This window comes from Pseudomonas sp. G5001 (assembly GCF_013385475.1).
Classification (GTDB): Bacteria; Pseudomonadota; Gammaproteobacteria; order Pseudomonadales; family Pseudomonadaceae; genus Aquipseudomonas.
The window spans coordinates 19,962-39,605 of the sequence record NZ_JACAPZ010000023.1 but is presented as its reverse complement, the minus strand read 5'-3'; the positions used below and the strand labels follow the sequence as shown (position 1 = coordinate 39,605).

Below are 19,644 nucleotides of genomic sequence, written 5' to 3'. Positions count from 1 at the left end.
CGTGTGATGGGCAACACCATCACTCGTTGAAATGGAGTTCTATCATGCCCAAGTCATCACCGTTGACCCTTGACCTGCCCAAGCCACAGTTGGTCGAAGCCGAGGGAGAGCCCCGGGTTGACCCGCTCCAGTTGCTGGAGGGGGCTACTGTCCGGGTGTTCTACGAAGGGATGCTCAGCACCGACAGTATTGTGTTGCGCTGGGAGTCGACACCGGGGGAATACGCGCCGATTGCCTCCCTGGATGGCGTCGAAGCGGGCTCGGTCGAGTTCCACGTACCCCCGTATTACGTAGGGCTGCGCATTGATAACTTCGCGCTGTTTTCCTATGTCGTTACCCGCGATGGCGAGGAACATCCTTCCCCCGTTGCCGACGTGTTCATCAAGTTGCCGTCCAATTTGCCGCAACTGCAGATCTTTCAAGCCTCAGGCGGTGTTCTGGACCTGTCCTTGTTGTGCGGTGAAGACCCGGTTCTGCATGTCGACGCCTGGCCGTTCATCGACCCGGTTCAAGTGGCTCAGGTCTATATCGGGGGGATTTACCCTGATGGGTCCAAGGCCAGTCTCTACCCTTATGAAGATGCACCGGTAACAGAGGAGGACGTGCGCCACGGCTGGACCCGAAAGTTGTCCCGTGCCGAGCTGGCCACGCTCAAGCACGACAGTGAGCTTTATATTGCGTTCTACGTTGAGTTTTTGCCGCGTGCGGATTCCAGGCCGGTGTATCGGCTGATTTCTGGTTTGGTGTTGACGTTGCTCATCGAGCCTCATTTGGATCTCGTAGCGCCCACGGTGGTGGAAGCCACGCAAATCACACCTGAAAATCTCGTATTGAATCCGGTCAATACCCGGGACGGTGCGACCATCCGGGTCAGCTATGAGCATATGTGCCCTTGCGACTGGGTTTGCGCCTTCTGGGAAGGGACTGCCGGGGCAGGCACTCCGGTACTCGAGTGCAAGCAGGCCGACAATCGGGACGTTGTTGATTTTAATGTGCCGGCGTCAGCCATCAGCGCCAATTTCAATAAGCAGGTGTCGGTCCGCTACACCGTCCGACGGGAAGGGCAAACCTGGTCGGCGCTGCCGCGACCGGTAAAAATCCTGAATATCTCCGGCCTGCCCAAGCCGCAGGTGGAACAGGCCACGGGCAGTACGCTGGACCTCAATACGTTCCAGGGGGACGCGCAACTGACGGTGGCGGCCTATGCCTACGGCGCCTTGGGGCAGCCCTGCTGGATGTGGGTAACCGGTGAGCGGGAAGATGGCGCGCCTTATCGCTTCGATGTGCTGGACGGCGAGCCGCTCTCCGAGGAATGGCTGCAGGAGGGCGTCAGTACGCTGCTGTCCCGCCGCGATCTGCAAAAGCTGGCCGATTGCAGCCGCTTTGACGTGCATTTTGCGGTGAACTTCGATGGCCGGTCCGACAGGGCCAGCGCCGAGCCGTTTCCTGTGCTGCACCTGGATATTCATCAGGAAGACCTGGTACTGAAACCCTTGACCATTCGGGAGGCCGTGGGCTCGCAGTTGACGGTATGGAATGGCCGTGATGGCGTGACGGCACGGGTGGAATATGACCACATCAGTGCTCATGACGAGATCAGCGTGTGTTGGACACAATCGGACGGTAGTTGCCTGCCGTTGCCACCCAAGCCGGGTAACACTGATCCGAAGTACGTTGACTTCACCATTCCCCGCGAGGCTGTAATCGCTGGAAGCGGCAAAACAGTGCCCGTCAGTTACAGCGTCGCGAGCGCATGCAAGCGCGTCACGTCAGCTGACCTGGAGCTACAGATCAGTGTCCCGCAGCGTTTGCCTGCGCCAGAGGTGCCGCAGGCCACTCAATTGCCCGGTGGCCAGGGGACACTGGACTTGCGCACCTTTACCGGGGATGCCGAGATTACGCTGCAAGCCTGGTGGTTCATCCTGGCGGGGCAAAAGGGCTGGCTGGAATGTACGGGAACCTTGCTCGACGGGTCGTCCCATACCCTCAAGCTGCTGGTCAATGAGCCGATCACGCAAGAGCAGGCAAACCATGGGTTGTCGCACGTTCTGCCTCGTGAGGAACTGGAAAAGTTTCGCCACAGGTCCGTATTGAACATCGTGTTCAAGGTTACGGCGGACGGCAGCTCCCATGTGAGCGAAGCAATTGTGTTCCCTGTGCTGATGCTGCTGTTGCGCAAGCAGTACAGAGACCTGACGGATTTCAACGATCAGACCTTGGGTTTATGGACCGTAGGGTCAGGCGCACCCGATGCCAGGGATATCAGCATTGAATATATGGGGACGGGACCTGACGGCAAGCCCGATTACGCAGTCAGGAATTTCACATTTACCAATAACAGTTTCGGCCCGATCCTGCAGCGGCGCTTCTTGGATTTGGAGAGCGGTTTTACTTACCGGTTTTCCGTACGGGTTCGACGGTACAGCGTTGCGTTCGCGACGCCCAAGTTATCGTTGCGCAAAGACTCCATTCAACAAACACCGGTGGAGGAGTTGGTTGATCTGAACTGGCACACACTGAGCTTCACCTTTACGCCAACCATCGCTCCCGTGCTGCTGGAAATCTATAGCCATGAAGGCGCTACGAGCGGCAACGATTGGTACATGGATGATTTCCTGGTCGAGGGGATTTAATCCGCGCTGAAAAGACAATGCCCGCTTCGATGCGGGCATTGTCTTTACAGGCTAGGGCTGATTATTTCGGACCGAGAATCTTCACCAGCTTATCCGGCGACGGCGCTCCTTGCTGTTGCTGCAATCCACCCTTGTCATCCAGATAGAAAATTGCCGGCGTGGCCGACAACTCCAGCTCGTCCATCAGCTTCATATTCGAATCAAGCTTGGCCTGGATATCCGCCGGGATCTTTTCCAGCGCCTGCAACTTGCTGCCTTTACCGGCCGACTCATGGGCTTCCAAGGCCTGTTGCGGGTCCTTGGCGGCAAACAGCGCGGCCGACTTGCCCGGGCTGTCTTCACGGATAATCCCCACCATGATGTGCCGCAACTGTACCTTGCCCGACTTCACCCACGGCCGTGCCTGTTCCCAGAACATGTTGCAGTACGGGCAGTTCGGGTCGCTGAACAGGTACACGATGCGCGGCGCGTCCTTGTTGCCGTCCTGGATCCAGTTGCTGTGTTCCATCTTGGCCCAGACTTCCTTGGCCATCGGCGCATACACCAGTTTCTCCAGCGGCGCGGTGCTCAGGTCATTGCCATCGGCGTCGTACAGGTTGCCGGCGATCACGCTTTTGCCGTCTGCGGTCAGGTACAGCGCCATGCCACGGTTCTGGTATTGCGCCGCGTAACCTGTGAGGCCGCTGGGCGCATCGAACTTGCCGATGATCTTGGCACCCTTGGCTTCGATGTTCTTGATCGGCGCCGGCCAGTCTTCGGCGTGGACCAGGCTGGCGGCCAGGGTCAGGGGCAGGAGTGTCAGCAGGTGGCGGAGGCGGAGCATGGCGAATTCCTTGTGGTGGCCGGCAAGGCCGGTTTGGCGGGGGTCGGCTCGAAGCGCTCCATGGCGCGGGCCAGGCTGGCCTGTGAGAGTTCGCCCAGGTGGCTGTTGATCAGGCGACCATCAGGTTGGTAGAAGAGGGTGGTGGGCAAGGCCATGGAGCCGACGGCCTGGCCGAGGCGGCCGCTGGCGTCGAACAGCACGTTGTCCAGGTTCAGGCCCTGGGTCGCCAGATAGGTGGCGACGCTTTGCATGCTTTCGGCCTGGTTGACGAACAGGAAGGTCACGTCCGGGCGCTGGCGCTGGGCACTTTCCAGTACCGGCATTTCGCGCCGGCACGGCGGGCACCAGGTGGCCCACAGGTTGATCACCAGCGGGCCGCCCTTGTAGTCGGCCAGTTGCACGGTTTCGCCATTGGCGTTGCGCAGGGCAATGTCCGGCAGGTGCGTGCCTTTTTCGTAGAGGGTCAGGGACAGGCTGGTCAAGGCCCAGAACGCCAGGCCGGTGATCACGCCGGCGCTCAGTGGCTTGCGCAGCAGCGGGCGGCGCCAGCCGTAGATCAGCGCGCCGATGATCAGCACGATCACGCCGGGCCAGGCGAGAAAACCGCCGTCGCGCAGGTCGACGATTTGCAGCGGGTCATTCTGGTAGTACGACCAGTACATCAGCACGAAGCTGACGCGTGCGGCGAGCATGCCCAGCAGAAACAGGGTGAACAGCACCGACTCGGGGTTCTCGCCGCCGCGCTTGGCCACCCGCCAGCCCACCAGGGTGGCGAGGATCAACGCCGTGATCAGCAGCAAGTGATTCAGGGCGATGGCGAAGGTGCCGATGGTCAGTGTCAGCATCAGAGGGCTTCCCGGGCTTGGGTCCAGCGTTGCAGGAAGGCGGCGGCGTCGACTTCGCCGGTGATGCGCTGGGCGCGGCGCTCTTCACCGTCGGGGCCGATCCAGACGAAGCTCGGCGGGCCGGGGACCTTGTAGCGGCCCAGCAGCTCGCGGCTGGCGGCGTTGTCGGCGGTGACGTCGAGGCGCAGCAGGCGCACATCCTTGAGGGCGTCCAGTACCTCGGGTTTGCCGAACACCTGTTTTTCCATGATCTTGCACGACACGCACCAGTCGGCGTAGTAGTCCACCAGCACCCATTGGCCCTGGGCCTTGGCACTGTCGAGCTGGCTTTGCAGTACGGCCGGGTCGTTGATGGTCATGAAGGCTTCGTGGGCGGTGGGAGCGCCAGCTGCCCGCGAGCCACTGTAGACCTTCAGCGGTTGCCACAGGTCGTCGCTGCCGCCGGCCGCGCCGATCACCAATACGCTGCCCCAGAGGCCCAGCACCAGCGAACCGGCACCGAACAGCATGGCGGTACGCCCGAAATCGTGGGCCAGGCGCCAGCCGCAGTAGGCCATGACCAGCGCCAGCACACCCCACAAGCCGAGCCACAGGGTTTCACCGACCACCGGGCGAATCATCAGCACGGCGGTGGCGAGGAACAGGAAGCCGAAGATGCCCTTGAGGATATTCATCCAGGTGCCAGGCTTGGGCAGGAAGCGGTTGCCCACGGTCACCAGCAGCAACAGTGGCACACCGATGCCGATGCCCATGGCAAACAGGATCAAGCCGCCGTGCAAGGCGTTGCCGCTTTGGGCGATGTAGAGCAGCGCGCCGGCCAGGGGCGCGGTCATGCACGGGCCCACCAGCAAGCCGGACAGGGCGCCGAGCACGCCGGCGCCTACCAGGCTGCCGCCGCTTTGGTTGCGGCTGACGTTGTCCAGGCGATCGCGCAGGAAGGCCGGCAGTTGCAGTTCAAAGAAGCCGAACATCGGCAGGGCGAGAATCACAAACAACGCAGCGAAGCTGCCGAGGATCCACGGGGTTTGCAGCAGGGCGGCGAGGTTGCCGCCGAGCAGCGCAGCCAATACACCGAGCGCGGCATACACCAGCGCCATGCACACCACGTAGCTGGCGGCCAGGGCAAAGCCGCGCCGTGGGCTGGCGCCGCTGCCGACCACAAGGCCGGCGAGGATCGGCAACATCGGCAGGGAACACGGGGCGAAGGCCAGCAGCAGGCCCAGGCCGAAGAACACCAGCAGGCTCCAGCCCAGGCTGCGTTGTTGCAGGCCGCTGGCCAGGCTTTGGTCCTGGGCCTGGCCGGTGGCGGCGACGGCAGGGTTGCCGCCCAGATCCACGGTGATCGATTGCGGCGGGTAGCACAGGCCGGCATCGGCGCAGCCTTGCCAGCCGAGCTTGACCTGGCCGGTGGCGCCAGCGGGAATCTTCACTTCCAGGCCCTGACGATAGACTTGCTGCTCGCCAAAGAACTCGTCGCTGTGGGCTTCGCCCTGGGGCAACGTCGGCTTTTCGGCCAGGCCATCGAATTTCATGCGCTGCTGGTACAGGTAGTAACCGTCGGCAATCTGCCAATACAACTGGGTTTCGCCGGAGGCCAGACGCTCGGAGGTAAAGGTGAAGGCTTTGCCCACCGGGAGGAAGTCGGGTTTGGTCTCGAATGGATTGTTGCCAGGCGCGGCCTGGGCGAATCCAGCAAACACTACCAGCAGAAAGATAAACAGATGCCGCATGATCAAGCCTTAGTTCGAAGCAAGTGGGACACACAATGTGTGGCGTTGATTAACCGATGATTAACCGGGCTATCCTAGAAAGAAGCGATTATCCGGGATTCTTGGCGTTGGCGGCATAATGCACGCTTAATCCACTGCCTTTTTAATCACCCTCACATTTTGCAAAGGGTTCACCATGCACGTACTGGTCTGTGAAGACGACGAGCTGATCGCCAGCGGCATTGTTGCCGGGCTCAGCGCCCAGGGCCTGACGGTCGAGCGCGTCGGCACGGCTGCGGCTGCCCGGGCGATGCTCAAGGTGGCGGAATTCGACGTGATGGTACTCGACCTCGGCCTGCCGGATGAAGACGGCTTGAAGCTGTTGCAGCAACTGCGCAGCCAGGGCCTGGAGATTCCAGTGCTGATCCTGACCGCACGGGATTCGGTGACCAACCGCGTCGACGGCCTGCAGGCCGGTGCCGACGACTACCTGCTCAAACCCTTCGACCTGCGCGAACTCGCCGCACGCCTGCACACCCTGTTGCGCCGGGTGGCTGGGCGCAGCGTCAACCTGATCGAGCACGGGCGCCTGACCTACAACCCCAGCAGCCGCGAAACGTTGCTGGGCGGTGAGTCGGTGGACCTGTCCCGCCGCGAGCAGGCGCTGTTACAGGCCCTGTTGCAGAACCGCGGCCGGGTGCTCTCCAGCGAGCAACTCAAGGACAGCGTCTACGGCCTGAACGACGAACTGGAAAGCAACGCCCTCAACGTGCACATCCACCACCTGCGGCGCAAACTCGGCAACGGCATCGTCGAAACCGTGCGCGGCCTGGGCTATCGCCTGGGCCCGGCTGACGGTGGAGAGGACGCTTCGTGATGAGCCTGCGCCTGCGGCTGACCTTCAAGCTCGGCGCAGCTTTCGTGCTGATCTGGGTCCTGGCCGCCGCGTGGATGCTCAACGACCTGCGCAACCAGATGATGTTTTCCCTCGACCAGCGCCTGGTGGCGTCGGCACGCATGGTGGCGGGCCTGATGGAGCAAATGCCCGGCCTCTCCAGCACGGGGGAGGGGGCGCACTTCAGCGCCGAACAATTGAATGTGCCAGGCGGTATGGCGTGCCAGGTCAGTTCCTTGCGCGGCGTGGTTTTGGCCCGCAGCCACACCACGCCGGACCAGGGCCTGGAGTCGCGCAAGAGCGGCTTTCGCGACCAGATGATTGATGGCGTGGGCTGGCGCAGCTTTACCCTGTCCCGTGGCGATTTGTTTATCACCACCGCCGACCGGCAGGTGGAGCGTGAAGCGTTGAACCTGTCGATCCTGCTGGCCGCCTCGGTGCCGGTGGGCGTGGCATTGTTGGGCTGCCTGTGCCTGTTGTGGCTGGGGATCGGCCAGAGCCTGTTGCCGCTCAACCGCATGCGTGACGCCTTGATGCGCCGCAGTGCCGACTCCCTCGAACCGTTGCAGATCAGCCCGCTGCCCAGCGAACTCAAGCCACTGCTCGACACCCAGAACCAGTTGCTGCAACGCATCGCCAAGACCATCGAACGCGAACGCCGCTTGACCGGTGACGCGGCCCACGAACTGCGCAGCCCGTTGACTGCGATCAAGACCCACCTGCAAGTGGCGCGCATGACCGAAGGCGCCGCCCGTGACCAGTCCCTGGCCCACGCTGAAGAGGGCGCCGACCGCTTGCACCGCACCCTTGAGCAGTTACTGCTGCTGGCGCGGGTCGAAGGCAGCCTGTCGTTTGATGACGGCCTGCAATCGAGTGCCGAGCAAGTTGCGCAACTGGCGATCCAGGATGCCAACGGCGGCGACAATCAGCGTATTGACCTGATCCTGGCAGACGGTTTGTCCGAAAAACCTTTGGAAATGCCGGTGGGCCTGGCCGTCGCCGCCCTGCGCAACCTGCTGGACAACGCGTTGCGCCACACCCCGGCCGATACCCGGGTGGAGCTGAGTGTGTCCAGCGCTGGCGACAATGTGGTGTTCCGGGTGCGTGACCATGGCGCGCCGATTTCCAGCGAAGACTTGCAACACTTGACCCAGCGCTTCTGGCGCAACGGCAATAGCCCGGGTTGCGGCCTGGGGTTGGCGATCGTCCAGGCCATCGTGCAGCGCTGCTCGTGCTCCCTGAAATTCGACAGCCAGGCCGATGGCATGCGCGTCGACCTGGGCATGCCGTTGCGGCGCTGAAACCTTCTTTTCACAGCACACATAGCTACCGCCATCCTCAAGCGCAACGCTTCAGGATGGCGGTCATTTTTTTGTGTTTGAACCGGCTGAATGACTCGGCCTGTGTTGAAAAGGACAGCCCCTATGTTGGTTATCGATTCCACGTATCCCGCAAACGACTTCAATGAGCGCAATGGCCAAGCCGTGCGCCAGGTGATTGTGCATTACACCGCCGCGCCCTTTGCCTCGTCATTGCGTGCACTGACCCGCGACGGTTTCAGTGCCCACTACCTGTTGGCCGACCCCCATGACGCCAGCTACCGCGCCGCCGGCTATGACGAGTTGCGGGTATTTCGCCTGGTGGACGAAGCGCAACGCGCCTGGCACGCCGGCACCAGCCACTGGGCCGGGCGCGATAACCTCAACAGCCGCTCCATCGGCATTGAGATCGTCAACCAGGCCCGGGATGACGCCGGTGTGTTGACCTTCCCGGCCTATGGCGCAGAGCAGATTGACGTGTTGATCGCCTTGATTCGTGACATTCAGGTGCGTTACCCGGCGATCGGTCCTACCGACATCCTCGGGCATTCCGACATTGCCTATTGGCGCAAGAGCGACCCCGGCCCCCGCTTGCCATGGCGCTGCCTGTTCGAGGCGGGCGTGGGGGCCTGGTATGAAGAGGTGGCCAAGATGGCCTATCAACGTCGGTTCGACATCGGCCTGCCGCCAGAGGTTGAGGTGGAGCGGGCGTTCCAGCGCTACGGTTATGCCCCGGCGAAAAATCGCCTGGGTTTCCAGCAACGTGTCCGTGCGTTCCAGATGCATTTTCGGCCCTCTGACTACAGTGGGCGGCTGGATGCGCAGACCTGCGCGATCCTGTATGCGTTGAATGAAAAATACACCGGGGTGGCCGGGTAAATCCGCTAAAGCTGTTTTTAACGACCACAGGTGTAAATCCTCCCTTCGCTGATGCGTTTCCAGAACAGGAAATCCGTGCGCGGCCCTTGGGCCTGGCGCCAACGGGTGGGCAGTTTGGTCACCATCATCAGCGTATTGAGGGATCGAGAGATGTCAGTCGCTACCAGCCGTATCGAAGAGACCCAGGCGGTCCCTGCGGAAACGCTTTACCAGTTCGATGAAACCCCGCTGCTGGCCCGCCAGCGCCAGCAGGAATCCAATGCCCGCAGCTACCCACGGCGCATTCCCCTGGCGCTCAAGCGCGCCCGAGGGATCTATGTCGAGGACGTCGAAGGCCGCAGCTTTATCGATTGCCTGGCCGGTGCCGGCACCCTGGCGCTGGGGCACAACCACCCGGTGGTGATCGATGCCATTCGCCAGGTGCTGAGCGATGAATTGCCGTTGCACACCCTGGACCTGACCACGCCGGTCAAGGACCAATTCGTGCAGGACCTGTTCGGCCTGCTGCCGCCGGCGCTGGCGCAGGAAGCCAAGATCCAGTTCTGCGGCCCCACCGGCACCGATGCGGTGGAGGCCGCGCTGAAACTGGTGCGCACCGCCACCGGGCGGAGCACGGTGTTGTCATTCCAGGGCGGTTATCACGGCATGAGCCAAGGCGCCCTGAGCCTGATGGGCAGCCTGGGGCCGAAGAAACCACTGGGCGCGTTGCTCGGCAATGGCGTGCAATTCCTGCCATTCCCGTACGACTACCGTTGCCCGTTCGGGCTGGGCGGCGCGGAAGGGGTGAAGGTCAACCTGCATTATCTGGAAAACCTGCTCAACGATCCCGAGGCCGGTGTATTGCTGCCGGCGGCGGTGATCGTCGAGGTGGTGCAAGGCGAGGGCGGCGTGATCCCGGCTGATCTCGACTGGCTGCGCGGCCTGCGGCGCATTACCGAGCAGGCTGGTGTGGCGTTGATTGTCGACGAAATCCAGAGCGGCTTTGGTCGCACCGGCAAGATGTTTGCCTTCGAACATGCCGGCATTGTCCCGGACGTGGTCGTGCTGTCCAAAGCCATCGGCGGCAGCCTGCCGCTGGCGGTGGTGGTGTATCGCGACTGGCTCGACACCTGGTTGCCGGGCGCCCATGCCGGGACCTTCCGCGGTAATCAGATGGCCATGGCGGCCGGCTCGGCGGTGATGCGTTACCTCAAGGACCACGACATTCCCGCCCACGCGGCCGCCATGGGCGAGCGCCTCGGCGAACACCTGCGCATCCTGCAGCGCGACTTCCCGCAGTTGGGAGACATTCGTGGCCGTGGGCTGATGCTCGGTGTGGAACTGGTGGACCCCGCCGGTGCGCCTGATGCCCAGGGCCACCCGCCGGTGCATCGCCAACTGGCGCCGCTGGTGCAGCGTGAATGCCTCAAGCGCGGCTTGATTCTCGAACTGGGCGGGCGACACGGCAGCGTCGTGCGTTTCCTGCCACCGCTGGTGATTACTGCCGCAGAAATCGACCGTGTGGCCGAGATTTTTGGTCGCGCCCTGGCGGCGTCGGTCACCAGCCTCTAATTTTTTATCGGGCTGGCACGTTCCTTCTTACATCAGCTGTGCGTGGTGCGCAGCCAGCCTTACCCCACGGAGAACAGCAATGACCTCAGTATTCGACCGCGAAGACATCCTGTTTCAGGTAGTGGTCAACCATGAAGAACAATATTCCATCTGGCCCGACTACAAGGCCGTGCCGGAAGGCTGGCGCACCGTGGGCAAGAGCGGGATGAAGAAAGAGTGCCTGGCCTACATCGAAGAAGTGTGGACCGACATGCGTCCGCTGAGCTTGCGCCAGAAGATGGATAGCCAGGCACTTGCCGGCTGACCCGGACCTCGGGCATAACACCGACTCAAATGTGGGAGCGGGCTTGCTCGCGAAGGCGTTGTTTCAGTCACCGTATGTGTTGACTGTCACACCGCATTCGCGAGCAAGCCCGCTCCCACATTTACTGTGTTTCGCCGGTGAGAGGCGCGTTACAGCGCCTTGATCACCTGATCCACATTGCCTTCCAGTTCCGCCACCGGGTCGGCGCCATCGGTGCCCAGCACCAGCAACTTCGCCCCGCCCGCCGTGACCGCCGCCTGCACTGCATCGCTTGGCTTGCGGTGATGCAGCACCACGGCCACCTCATTCTCCTTCAAGCCTTCGCTCAGTTGCTGCAACGCCTCGGGTGTCCACTCGGTATCCGCCCTTGCATCGGTGCTGACCAGTTCCAGGTTCAAGCCACTGACGAGATAACCAAAGTGATCGCTCAAGCTGGCCACCGTCAGGTTATCGGCCTTGGCCAGTCGCGCTTCGCTGTCGGCGGTGAGCTTGAGCAGGCGTTGCTTGAGCGCGGCCAGGTTGGCTTCGATCTGCGGCTTGGCCTCGGGCGCCAGGCGGCTCAGGTCGGCGGCCATCACATCGGCCATGCGCCCCATGTTGTTGCTGGCTTGCCACGGCTGGCTGTTCAGGCCGTCGGTGGCGCCCGGCTGCACGGCAATCCCCGGCAAGCCGCCGTCCACCGGGCGCGCGGCGTCGACTTCGACGATGCGGATATTGCTGCGCCGGGCCACCGGGTACAGCGGGTCGTCGGGCCACAGCGAGCGCAGGCCGATGGCTGCATCGGCGTCCAGCGCCAGGGTGTTCAGCGCCTGCGCACCGCGCCCGGTGAAATAGGCGACTTGCCGCGAGCCGGGCAGGTTGGCCGGTGCCGCGCGCTCAAGCTGCACATCAGTGCCTTTGAGCAACACCTGCGCCAAGCCATAGGTGATCGGCAAGGCGGCGAGGACTTTCACCGGTTTTGTCGCCTTGGCCTGGTTCAAGGCAGCATGGCCAACGCCTTGGTTGGCGGTGATCTGTAGTGGCTTGACGCCGTCGGCGGCGAATGCCGGTGTGGCGATGGCCAGGGCCAGAAGCAGTGGTCGAAACATCGGGCGCATTATCCAAGATTCCCTTTCAGGCTGGGGACCGTGCCGCGGGCGATGGCGGCGAGGGCGAAGGCGATACCGGCTACCAGGATGATCGCGGCACCGGACGGAATCGGCAGGTCGAAGATGATCGGCAGCAGGATCCCGCACAGGGTGCTGACGGTGGCGATCACCACCGAGATCCAGAAGAAGCCCTTGAGCGACTGGCTCAACAGGCGTGCGGCGGCCGCCGGAATCACCAGCAACGCACCCACCAGGATCGCGCCGATGACCTTGACCGCCGCCACGGTGATCAGGGTCACCAGGATCACGAACAGGTAGTCCAGGGTCTTCACCGCCACCCCGCGCACCGCCGCCAACTGCGGGTTGAAGCTGGCGAGCATGATGCGGTTGTACAGTGGCAGGGCCAGGGCCATCACCAGCGCGCCGACAATCGCCAGCACCAACAGGTCATTGCCGTTGACGGTCAGCACCGAGCCGAACAGCACGTTTTCGAGAATGTGCACGTTGATCTTGCCCGCCAGAATGAGCAGCAGGCTCGCGCCCAGGGCCAGGGACACCGAGAGGAATACGCCGATCAGCGTGTCCGGCGCCAGGCCGGTGCGGTTGCGCAAGTAGTTGAGCAGGATCCCGAACAGCAGGCAGTAGCCGAACAGGCTGCCGTAAGGCCCGGTATACGGTTCCCCCAGCAGAATGCCCACGGCCACGCCGGTCAGTGCGGCATGGCCCACGGCTTCGGAAAAGAACGCAAAGCGCTTGACCACCACCAGGGTGCCCAAACCACCCAGCACCGGGCCGATCAGCAGGCCGGCGAGCAGGGCGTTGACTACAAATCCATAGGCCAGCGCTTCCGGCAGATACCCGGAAGACGCCCAGCCCTGGACCATCAGACGAAAGGCTTCATAGCTCATAAGGCCGGGCTCCGTGGGTGGGTGGAGAACAGGGTCAGCAGGCGGTCCGGGGTCAGTGCCTCTTTCGGCGTGGCGTCGAACAGCACACGGCGGTTCAGGCCGGTGACGCGATCGGCCAGGCGGCCGACGGCTTCCAGGTCGTGTTCGATCCACAGCACGGTGATCCCGGCCTGGCGCCAGTCGTTCAGCAGCCGCTCGAACACCTGGATCCCGGCTTCGTCCAGCGCCGACATCGGTTCGTCCAGCACCAGCAATTGCGGTGCCGGGATCAAGCCCTGGGCCAACAGCACCCGCTGGCGTTCACCGCCAGACAGCGCACCCATGCGCCGCTTGCGCTTGTCCTGCATGCCGACCCGTTCCAGTGCGTCGCCAATCGCGGCGGCGTAATGTTTGGACAGCCCGAGAAACGCCGGACGCCGCTGGCACATCGCGGCCATGAAATCGTCGACGGTCATCGGCAAGCCCCGGTCGAACTCCAGCGCCTGGGGCACGTAGCCGATGGTGCCGGGTGCATCCGGCCAATGCAGGCTCAACTGGCCCTGGTGCGGCGTTTGCCCCAGCAGGGTCTTGATCAGCGAGCTTTTGCCGCCGCCGTTGGGGCCCACCAGCGCATGGATGCTGCCGGGCTGCACCTGGAAACTCACTGCATCGAGGATCACCGTACGGCCCAGGGTCAGCGCGACGTTATCGAAGTCGACGGTCGGGCCAACGCTGGCCACACTCAGGTGTTCAGCCGCCGTCATGCCCCGGACTCCTGAATCGCCCGCACCACGGTGTTGAGGTTGCCGGTCATTTCCACTTCGTATTTTTCCGCGCTGTAGTCGCCATAGGAAATATGCGACAGCGGGTACAGCTTCACCCCGGATTCACGCTGGATGGTGTCGACGTAGCTGGACGGGAAATCCATCTCCGAGAAGATCACTTTCACGTCCAGTTCCCGCAGTTGGTCGATGGTCTTCTTCAACTGGCTGGGGCTCGGCTCGATGCCGTGGGCCGGTTCCACCACGGCGGTGACTTCCAGGCCGAATTCCCGCAGCAGGTAGTCATATGCCGCGTGCACGGTGGCCACCCGCAGGTCGGGGTTGGGCGCGCTGGTGAGCTTGGCCAGGGCGTCGGCGCGCATCTGGCGCAGGCGCTTGCCGTAGGCGCGGGCGTTCTGGGTGTAGGTCTTGGCGTTGTCCGGGTCGAGTTTGCCCAGTTCCCGGGCAATGTTGTTCACCTGGGCAATCGAGGCGCTGATGGACAGGAAGGTGTGCGGGTTGACCACCTTGCCCGCACCGCGCGCAGCGTTGCCGGTGGCGGCCAGCAGCGGCACGTTGGCGTTGGCCTCGATCACCGGGATGTCCGGGCGCTCGCTGGTGGCGATCATGCGGTCGGCGAAATCGTCATGGCCGACGCCGTTGAGCACGATCACATCAAGGGTGCCGATGCGTTTGATGTCTTCGGCGCGGGGTTCGTAGGCATGGGGATTGAAACCGGCCGGGATCAGCGGGACAACTTCAGCCTTGTCGCCGACGATATTGGCGACGTAGCTGTAATACGGGTGCAGGGTGATGCCGATGCGCAGGCGCTTTGCCGGGTCGGCACTGGCGAACGGGGCCAGCAGCACGGTGATCAGGCCGACCAGCACCAGACGTAATAATGGAGATGAAATAGACATGGTCTTCTCTCGGCTGCAACGTGAATTCAGTGACGATGCTGGCGGGTGACACCGGCATCGAATTGCGCGACTACCTGCTGCCAGCCCGCGCTGATCAGCGCCTGGTCAGTGAGGTCGGTGGGGGCGGTGAGGTGGGCGCTGCGGTTGAGCCAGATATCCGGCTCGGCGCCGCGGATGCGCATCAACAGCGAACCGCTGAGGTCCGGCGTCTGGCTCAGGCCCAGATAGGCCGCGTCCAGCAACTGCCAGCGGTGGTCGCCACGGCTCACCGAACTGGCGTCCTGGGCGAAGGGCGCGAAGCCCTCTTCGGCCAGCTGTTCAGGCGTCGGCAGGGCGCTGTGTTCCTCCTGCAGCAAGTGGATTTCATCCAGGGTCACCCGCAGGTCGGCGTAGATGCCTTGCTCGGCGGCGCTGAGGTCGCGGCGGGCGTCCAGTTGGTGGCTGGGCACGGCGGCGATCTCCTGGCTTTCACCGCGCAAGGCCACCACCGTGCCGGCAACGGCGAGGATGATCAGGCACAACAGCAGGACATACAGGGTTTCGTGCCCGGCACCGGCCGGGCGCACGACTTGGGTTGTACGGCTCATTGGGGCTGGATATCCGCTTGGTCGATTTCCACCACGTGGCCGGGGCCGGCATCAAACAACACGTAGAACTCGGCGGAGGGTTTCTTGAAGGTCAGCTTCGAGTCTTCTCCCAGCTTGCCTGGCACCAGGATGGTCTCGTCGTAGCCGATCACATCCAGGGTCACGCCGGGGGCACCGCTGCCATCGGAGAAACCACCGGTGCACTGGATCTGCTCGCCGGCGATTTCCTTGCATTCGCACATCGGGTTGTGGGCGAGGGCGACGGTACTGAAACCGGCACTGAGGATCAGCGCGCCAACGGTGCGGGCCAGTTGCGGCAAAGTCATGGTTTAACTCCTCGTTTTTTCAGCCAGTCGATGGTGGCCGGCGATGCCTGGCTCAAGGGAATGGAGGCCTGGTGCATGGCGCCGTCCCAGCCTTCCATGGTGATCCACACTTCGGCGTCCAGCGGGGTGCGCTCAGGGATCGGCAACGCGGCGCCCATGCGGTATGGGGTGCCGAAGAAAATCACCCCGGCCGCCCGCAGGCTGCGAGGCTTGCCGATACGCAGGTAGGTCGCCTTGACCTGGTCGATGCACGTGGCACACAGGGCAGCGTTGAAGGATTTCATCGGGCCTGCCGGGTCCGGGCGCGGCGGCTCGTTGCGTAGCTCGGCGAGCTTCAGGCTCCAGGGGCCGACCTGTACTTCGCCGATCTCCCGTTCGCCCAGGCCGCTGTCGCCGCGAAACAGGGCCGCGTCGGCAAAGTACTTGGGCATGAAGCCCAGGGGCACCAGCAACAGCAGGATATTGATGTGGAAGCGCCATTTGAGCCAGAAGGCCCGCAGGGGCGAGGGGGGTTGAACCGTCATGGCCTTGTTCATGGGGTGGCCTCCGTGGTCTCAGCCTGCAAGGCCTGGGTTTTCGCCGGTTGACGGGCTGCCTTGGCTTCGCGTTTCAGCGCATTGAGGGTGGCCAGGGCCGTGCGTTTGGTCCAGATCAGCAAGCCGCTCAAGACCATCATGCTCAGCACCAGGCCGAAGAAGGCCCAGATAAGCTTGATCCAGATCCCGCCAAAGTCCCCGGTGTGCAACGGGCGCATGGATTCGGTGACGAACTCCAGGGCCGAACGGTCGGACAGCAGGTGCGAGGCGGCGATTTCGCCGTTGTACGGGTTGATTTCCGCGGTCTGGAACATCAGCGGGTACCAGCCACGCCCGCCGATGCGCAGGTGGCTGTAGGCGTTGCTGGGCAGGCTCACGAAGCTGGCCTCAAGCCCGGGAATGCGCTGGGTGGCGATGTTGATCGCCTCGTCCAGGGGAATCATGGGCGCCGGTACGCCCGGGGCGGACATCGGCACTTTGTCGCGGGCAATCGCCGGGACGATCGGCTCGCTGGAAATGGTGATCTGGTTATCACCCAGGATCGCCTGGATCAGGAACCAGGTGCCTGTGATGGAAATCACCGCGATAAACCAGATCGACCAGATGCCGCTCAACCGGTGGAAGTCGCCCCAGAAAATCCGCGCACCGTGACGAATGCGCAGGGTCGGCCTGAAAAAACCTTTCCAGAAACGCTTGTAGACCACGAGGCCGGTGACCAGCGAGGCCAGCAGCGGCAAGCCCAGCAGCGAGACCAGGTACCAGCCCCAGCTGTAGCCATTGGTGAAAGGCACCAGCCACCAGCCATGCAGGGCACGGGTAAATTGCTGGAAGTTGAACGATGGGCTGATGCCCTGGATCACCCCGGTGTATGGGTTGACGTAGACCTCCAGCGAGCGCCCGTCGGGGTAGCTGAGGTCGGCGCTGAGGGCGAAGTGCGATTCGTCCGGGCGGCTCAGGGATTCGACGATCACCTGGGGTTCGGCGCGCTTGATGGCGCCGATCACCTGGTCGTAGGTGAGCGGTTCGGCATCGTCCGACGGCTTGCTGGCGCGGATGTCCGGGTTGGCCAGCCAGACGATCTCCTGGCTGACCACCGCCAGGGTGCCGGTGACGCAGACGATCAGCACAAAGAACCAGATGGGCAATGCCAGCCAGCTGTGCACGAGAAACCAGAGTTTTGAGCGTGACTTCTTCGACATGTGAATGAGGGTCTTGATCGGAGGGAGGCGGTAAAGGCCCGGAAAACGCCACCCGTAGCTTTTGCTGACGCGAGCGGCTGTATCTAAGTTAAGACGGATGAGAAACACAAAACCCTAAGGCGGATATGAAAGTAAATGTTTCAAATACGCATTCATGCAACACGAAACATGTTCCGAGCCATCACCAAGGCGGGATTGATGGGGCGGGGGCGCTGCCTATGATGGGGTCATACCGTTGAGCGAGCCCCATAATGACTTCTGCCAGAACCCTCTACGACAAACACATCGATTCCCACACGGTGTGCCGCCTGGATGACCAGGGCCATGTGCTGCTGTACATCGACCGCCAGGTGATCAATGAATACACCAGCCCGCAAGCTTTCAGCGGCTTGCGCGAGGCGGGCCGTGGTGTGTGGCGGCCCGGTACGGCGCTGGCGGTGGTCGACCATGTGAACCCCACCACGCCCAAGCGCATCGCGACCATGCCGGATGCGGGCGGTGCGCGCCAGGTGTCGTACCTGGCGGAAAACTGCCGGGATTTCGGGATCGAGCTGTTGGATATCCTCGACAAGCGCCAGGGCATCGAACATGTGATCGCCCCGGAACAGGGTTTTATCCTGCCGGGCATGGTGATCGCCGCCGGCGACAGCCACACCACCACCTACGGGGCCTTGGGCGCGTTCGGCTTTGGCATTGGCACTTCGGAAATCGAGCATTTGCTGGCCTCGCAAACCCTGGTCTACAAGCGTTTGAAAAGCCTGCGTGTGACCGTGGACGGCGAACTGGCCCGTGGGCTGACCTCCAAGGACGTGATCATGGCGCTGATCGGCAAGATCGGTGCCTCGGGTGCCACCGGCTACGCCATTGAGTTTTGTGGGTCGACCATCGATGCCCTGAGCGTCGAGGCGCGCATGACCATCTGCAACATGGCGGTGGAAGCCGGTGCACGTGGAGCCTTCATGGCGCCGGACGAAAAGGTCTTCGCCTACCTCAAGGGCAAGCCACGCGCGCCGAAGGGCGAGTTGTGGGAACGCGCCCTGGTGGGCTGGCGCCAACTGCACTCGGATGCCGACGCGGTGTTCGACCTCGAAGTGCAGCTGGATGCCAGCGCCCTTGAGCCGATGGTCACCTGGGGCACCAGCCCCGACCAGGCCGCGCCCATCGGTACCCGCGTGCCGGACCCGCAAGACATCAGCGACCTGATCCTGCGCCAGGACATGCGCCGTGCCTTGAACTACATGGGCCTGGAAGCGGGCATGCCGTTGAGCGACATTGTGATCAGCCACGCGTTTATCGGCTCCTGCACCAACGCCCGCATCGAAGACCTGCGCGACGCCGCCAGCGTGGTGCGCGGCAAGCACGTGGCCGACCATGTGCGGGCGATGATCGTGCCGGGCTCCACCGAAGTGCGTGACCAGGCCGAAGCCGAAGGCCTTGCCGCGATCTTTATCGACGCCGGGTTTGAATGGCGCCAGTCGGGCTGCTCGATGTGCCTGGCGATGAACGACGACGTGCTGGAGCCGGGCGACCGCTGCGCCTCCAGCACCAACCGCAATTTCGAAGGCCGCCAGGGCGCGGGTGCCCGCACGCACCTGATGAGCCCGGCCATGGTCGCCGCTGCGGCCATCACTGGCCGGCTGACAGATATTCGCCACTTTGGAGACCGCACATGAGCTTGCAACCCTTCACTCGGATCACCGGCAAGGCGGCGCCGATGCTGGCGGCCAATATCGACACCGACGTGATCATGCCCAAGCAGTTTCTCAAGGGCATCGACCGCAACGGGCTGGATCGCGGGTTGTTCTTTGATTTGCGCTTTTTGCCCTCGGGTGAGCCTGACCCGCAATTTGTGCTGAACCAGCCGGCCTGGCAGGGCGCGAGCTTTATGGTGGTGGGGCCGAACTTCGGCTGTGGGTCCAGCCGGGAGCATGCGGTGTGGGGCCTGAAGCAGATGGGCATTCGCGCGTTGATCGGCAGCAGCTTTGCGGGGATTTTCTATGACAACTGCCAGCGTAACGGGGTGTTGTTGATCACGCTGGAGGAGGCGGTGTTGCAGCGGTTGGGGCAGATGGTGAGTCAGCCTGAGCAGGCGCAGATCAGTGTGGACCTGGAGGCGCAGGAGATCCTTTTGGCGGACGGGCAGGTGATTGCGTTCCAGATCGATACGTTGCGCAAGACTGCGTTGTTGTTGGGGTTGGATGCTATTGGCACGACGTTGCAGCGCAGTGAGCAGATCAAGGCGTTTGAGCGTGAGCATTTGGCGGCCAATCCCTGGCTCGGGTGATGGGGCTGTAGTTACAGGTTGGCTGCTGCGCACTGCCTGCGTTCGGCCTCGGGCTGGATGGGGCAGTCAGATCAAAATCAAGAGCACAGCGGCCTCCC

The 19,644-nt window shown here is 63.0% G+C and carries 19 protein-coding genes; 8 read left to right on the top strand and 11 right to left on the bottom strand.

Going from position 1 to position 19,644, the window contains the following annotated elements:
- Nucleotides 1-44 precede the first annotated feature (44 nt).
- Nucleotides 45-2,633, top strand: a complete 2,589-nt coding sequence (locus HX805_RS19740) for a hypothetical protein (RefSeq protein ID WP_177117219.1) — start codon at nt 45-47, stop codon at nt 2,631-2,633.
- Nucleotides 2,634-2,694: 61 nt separating this feature from the next.
- Here HX805_RS19740 and dsbG read toward each other — a convergent pair whose 3' ends face one another.
- The 3 genes from dsbG to dsbD are packed head-to-tail and all read right to left on the bottom strand — an operon-like array spanning nt 2,695 to nt 6,031.
- Nucleotides 2,695-3,456, bottom strand: a complete 762-nt coding sequence (dsbG, locus tag HX805_RS19735; RefSeq protein WP_003209017.1) for a thiol:disulfide interchange protein DsbG — start codon at nt 3,454-3,456, stop codon at nt 2,695-2,697.
- Nucleotides 3,432-4,301 carry a TlpA disulfide reductase family protein gene (locus tag HX805_RS19730; protein ID WP_087695093.1) on the bottom strand — a complete coding sequence of 290 codons (870 nt, stop codon included), beginning with the start codon at nt 4,299-4,301 and terminating at the stop codon, nt 3,432-3,434. Before HX805_RS19730 ends, dsbG begins: the two co-directional genes overlap by 25 nt.
- Nucleotides 4,301-6,031 (bottom strand): protein-disulfide reductase DsbD, encoded by a 1,731-nt coding sequence (gene dsbD / locus HX805_RS19725; RefSeq protein ID WP_177081327.1) that lies wholly within the window; start codon nt 6,029-6,031, stop codon nt 4,301-4,303. The genes HX805_RS19730 and dsbD overlap by 1 nt, the downstream gene beginning before the upstream one ends.
- A 175-nt stretch (nt 6,032-6,206) precedes the next feature.
- Here dsbD and HX805_RS19720 point away from each other — a divergent pair, with 175 nt between their 5' ends.
- From HX805_RS19720 to HX805_RS19700, 5 genes are all read left to right on the top strand, one after another.
- Nucleotides 6,207-6,887, top strand: a complete 681-nt coding sequence (locus HX805_RS19720; RefSeq protein ID WP_003209011.1) for a response regulator — start codon at nt 6,207-6,209, stop codon at nt 6,885-6,887.
- On the top strand, nt 6,887-8,206 hold the full coding sequence (locus HX805_RS19715; protein WP_008431673.1) for an ATP-binding protein: 1,320 nt from the start codon (nt 6,887-6,889) through the stop codon (nt 8,204-8,206). The genes HX805_RS19720 and HX805_RS19715 overlap by 1 nt, the downstream gene beginning before the upstream one ends.
- Nucleotides 8,207-8,329: 123 nt before the next feature.
- Nucleotides 8,330-9,103, top strand: coding sequence for an N-acetylmuramoyl-L-alanine amidase (locus HX805_RS19710; protein ID WP_003209007.1), 774 nt, complete (start codon nt 8,330-8,332; stop codon nt 9,101-9,103).
- A gap of 150 nt (nt 9,104-9,253) precedes the next feature.
- Nucleotides 9,254-10,654 (top strand): aspartate aminotransferase family protein, encoded by a 1,401-nt coding sequence (locus HX805_RS19705; protein ID WP_087695097.1) that lies wholly within the window; start codon nt 9,254-9,256, stop codon nt 10,652-10,654.
- Between the two features lie 79 nt (nt 10,655-10,733).
- On the top strand, nt 10,734-10,958 hold the full coding sequence (locus HX805_RS19700; RefSeq protein WP_003209001.1) for an MbtH family protein: 225 nt from the start codon (nt 10,734-10,736) through the stop codon (nt 10,956-10,958).
- Nucleotides 10,959-11,107: 149 nt separating this feature from the next.
- Here the strand turns inward: HX805_RS19700 and HX805_RS19695 are convergent, their stop codons facing one another.
- Genes HX805_RS19695 through HX805_RS19660 form a run of 8 tightly spaced genes read right to left on the bottom strand, consistent with a single transcriptional unit; the run spans nt 11,108 to nt 17,262 of the window.
- Complete coding sequence (locus HX805_RS19695) at nt 11,108-12,055, bottom strand: metal ABC transporter solute-binding protein, Zn/Mn family (RefSeq protein ID WP_003208999.1); 948 nt, start codon at nt 12,053-12,055, stop codon at nt 11,108-11,110.
- Nucleotides 12,055-12,954, bottom strand: a complete 900-nt coding sequence (locus HX805_RS19690) for a metal ABC transporter permease (RefSeq protein ID WP_003208998.1) — start codon at nt 12,952-12,954, stop codon at nt 12,055-12,057. Before HX805_RS19690 ends, HX805_RS19695 begins: the two co-directional genes overlap by 1 nt.
- A complete protein-coding gene (locus HX805_RS19685) occupies nt 12,951-13,697 on the bottom strand; it encodes a metal ABC transporter ATP-binding protein (protein WP_177028808.1) in 747 nt (248 codons plus the stop codon). The genes HX805_RS19690 and HX805_RS19685 overlap by 4 nt, the downstream gene beginning before the upstream one ends.
- Nucleotides 13,694-14,614: a metal ABC transporter substrate-binding protein gene (locus HX805_RS19680; RefSeq protein WP_023659272.1), complete on the bottom strand. Its 921-nt coding sequence runs from the start codon at nt 14,612-14,614 to the stop codon at nt 13,694-13,696. Before HX805_RS19680 ends, HX805_RS19685 begins: the two co-directional genes overlap by 4 nt.
- Before the next feature lie 26 nt (nt 14,615-14,640).
- On the bottom strand, nt 14,641-15,201 hold the full coding sequence (locus HX805_RS19675) for a DUF6162 family protein (RefSeq protein WP_102605703.1): 561 nt from the start codon (nt 15,199-15,201) through the stop codon (nt 14,641-14,643).
- Complete coding sequence (locus HX805_RS19670) at nt 15,198-15,527, bottom strand: hypothetical protein (RefSeq protein WP_003208992.1); 330 nt, start codon at nt 15,525-15,527, stop codon at nt 15,198-15,200. The genes HX805_RS19675 and HX805_RS19670 overlap by 4 nt, the downstream gene beginning before the upstream one ends.
- Nucleotides 15,524-16,063 (bottom strand): hypothetical protein, encoded by a 540-nt coding sequence (locus tag HX805_RS19665; RefSeq protein WP_008431660.1) that lies wholly within the window; start codon nt 16,061-16,063, stop codon nt 15,524-15,526. The genes HX805_RS19670 and HX805_RS19665 overlap by 4 nt, the downstream gene beginning before the upstream one ends.
- Nucleotides 16,060-17,262 carry a PepSY domain-containing protein gene (locus HX805_RS19660; RefSeq protein WP_008431658.1) on the bottom strand — a complete coding sequence of 401 codons (1,203 nt, stop codon included), beginning with the start codon at nt 17,260-17,262 and terminating at the stop codon, nt 16,060-16,062. The genes HX805_RS19665 and HX805_RS19660 overlap by 4 nt, the downstream gene beginning before the upstream one ends.
- A gap of 251 nt (nt 17,263-17,513) precedes the next feature.
- Here HX805_RS19660 and leuC point away from each other — a divergent pair, with 251 nt between their 5' ends.
- The gene (gene leuC / locus HX805_RS19655) at nt 17,514-18,935 is read left to right on the top strand and encodes a 3-isopropylmalate dehydratase large subunit (RefSeq protein ID WP_177008987.1); all 1,422 of its coding nucleotides are present in this window, start codon (nt 17,514-17,516) and stop codon (nt 18,933-18,935) included.
- Nucleotides 18,932-19,546, top strand: coding sequence for a 3-isopropylmalate dehydratase small subunit (leuD, locus tag HX805_RS19650; protein ID WP_003208984.1), 615 nt, complete (start codon nt 18,932-18,934; stop codon nt 19,544-19,546). The genes leuC and leuD overlap by 4 nt, the downstream gene beginning before the upstream one ends.
- Nucleotides 19,547-19,644: the final 98 nt, after the last annotated feature.

What these genes read in the sequence shown, in the direction of transcription:
- HX805_RS19740 (WP_177117219.1), top strand. Translation starts at nt 45, where the DNA reads ATGCCCAAGTCATCACCGTTGACCCTTGACCTGCCCAAGCCACAGTTG.
- dsbG (WP_003209017.1), bottom strand. Translation starts at nt 3,456, where the DNA reads ATGCTCCGCCTCCGCCACCTGCTGACACTCCTGCCCCTGACCCTGGCC.
- HX805_RS19730 (WP_087695093.1), bottom strand. Translation starts at nt 4,301, where the DNA reads ATGCTGACACTGACCATCGGCACCTTCGCCATCGCCCTGAATCACTTG.
- dsbD (WP_177081327.1), bottom strand. Translation starts at nt 6,031, where the DNA reads ATGCGGCATCTGTTTATCTTTCTGCTGGTAGTGTTTGCTGGATTCGCC.
- HX805_RS19720 (WP_003209011.1), top strand. Translation starts at nt 6,207, where the DNA reads ATGCACGTACTGGTCTGTGAAGACGACGAGCTGATCGCCAGCGGCATT.
- HX805_RS19715 (WP_008431673.1), top strand. Translation starts at nt 6,887, where the DNA reads ATGAGCCTGCGCCTGCGGCTGACCTTCAAGCTCGGCGCAGCTTTCGTG.
- HX805_RS19710 (WP_003209007.1), top strand. Translation starts at nt 8,330, where the DNA reads ATGTTGGTTATCGATTCCACGTATCCCGCAAACGACTTCAATGAGCGC.
- HX805_RS19705 (WP_087695097.1), top strand. Translation starts at nt 9,254, where the DNA reads ATGTCAGTCGCTACCAGCCGTATCGAAGAGACCCAGGCGGTCCCTGCG.
- HX805_RS19700 (WP_003209001.1), top strand. Translation starts at nt 10,734, where the DNA reads ATGACCTCAGTATTCGACCGCGAAGACATCCTGTTTCAGGTAGTGGTC.
- HX805_RS19695 (WP_003208999.1), bottom strand. Translation starts at nt 12,055, where the DNA reads ATGCGCCCGATGTTTCGACCACTGCTTCTGGCCCTGGCCATCGCCACA.
- HX805_RS19690 (WP_003208998.1), bottom strand. Translation starts at nt 12,954, where the DNA reads ATGAGCTATGAAGCCTTTCGTCTGATGGTCCAGGGCTGGGCGTCTTCC.
- HX805_RS19685 (WP_177028808.1), bottom strand. Translation starts at nt 13,697, where the DNA reads ATGACGGCGGCTGAACACCTGAGTGTGGCCAGCGTTGGCCCGACCGTC.
- HX805_RS19680 (WP_023659272.1), bottom strand. Translation starts at nt 14,614, where the DNA reads ATGTCTATTTCATCTCCATTATTACGTCTGGTGCTGGTCGGCCTGATC.
- HX805_RS19675 (WP_102605703.1), bottom strand. Translation starts at nt 15,201, where the DNA reads ATGAGCCGTACAACCCAAGTCGTGCGCCCGGCCGGTGCCGGGCACGAA.
- HX805_RS19670 (WP_003208992.1), bottom strand. Translation starts at nt 15,527, where the DNA reads ATGACTTTGCCGCAACTGGCCCGCACCGTTGGCGCGCTGATCCTCAGT.
- HX805_RS19665 (WP_008431660.1), bottom strand. Translation starts at nt 16,063, where the DNA reads ATGAACAAGGCCATGACGGTTCAACCCCCCTCGCCCCTGCGGGCCTTC.
- HX805_RS19660 (WP_008431658.1), bottom strand. Translation starts at nt 17,262, where the DNA reads ATGTCGAAGAAGTCACGCTCAAAACTCTGGTTTCTCGTGCACAGCTGG.
- leuC (WP_177008987.1), top strand. Translation starts at nt 17,514, where the DNA reads ATGACTTCTGCCAGAACCCTCTACGACAAACACATCGATTCCCACACG.
- leuD (WP_003208984.1), top strand. Translation starts at nt 18,932, where the DNA reads ATGAGCTTGCAACCCTTCACTCGGATCACCGGCAAGGCGGCGCCGATG.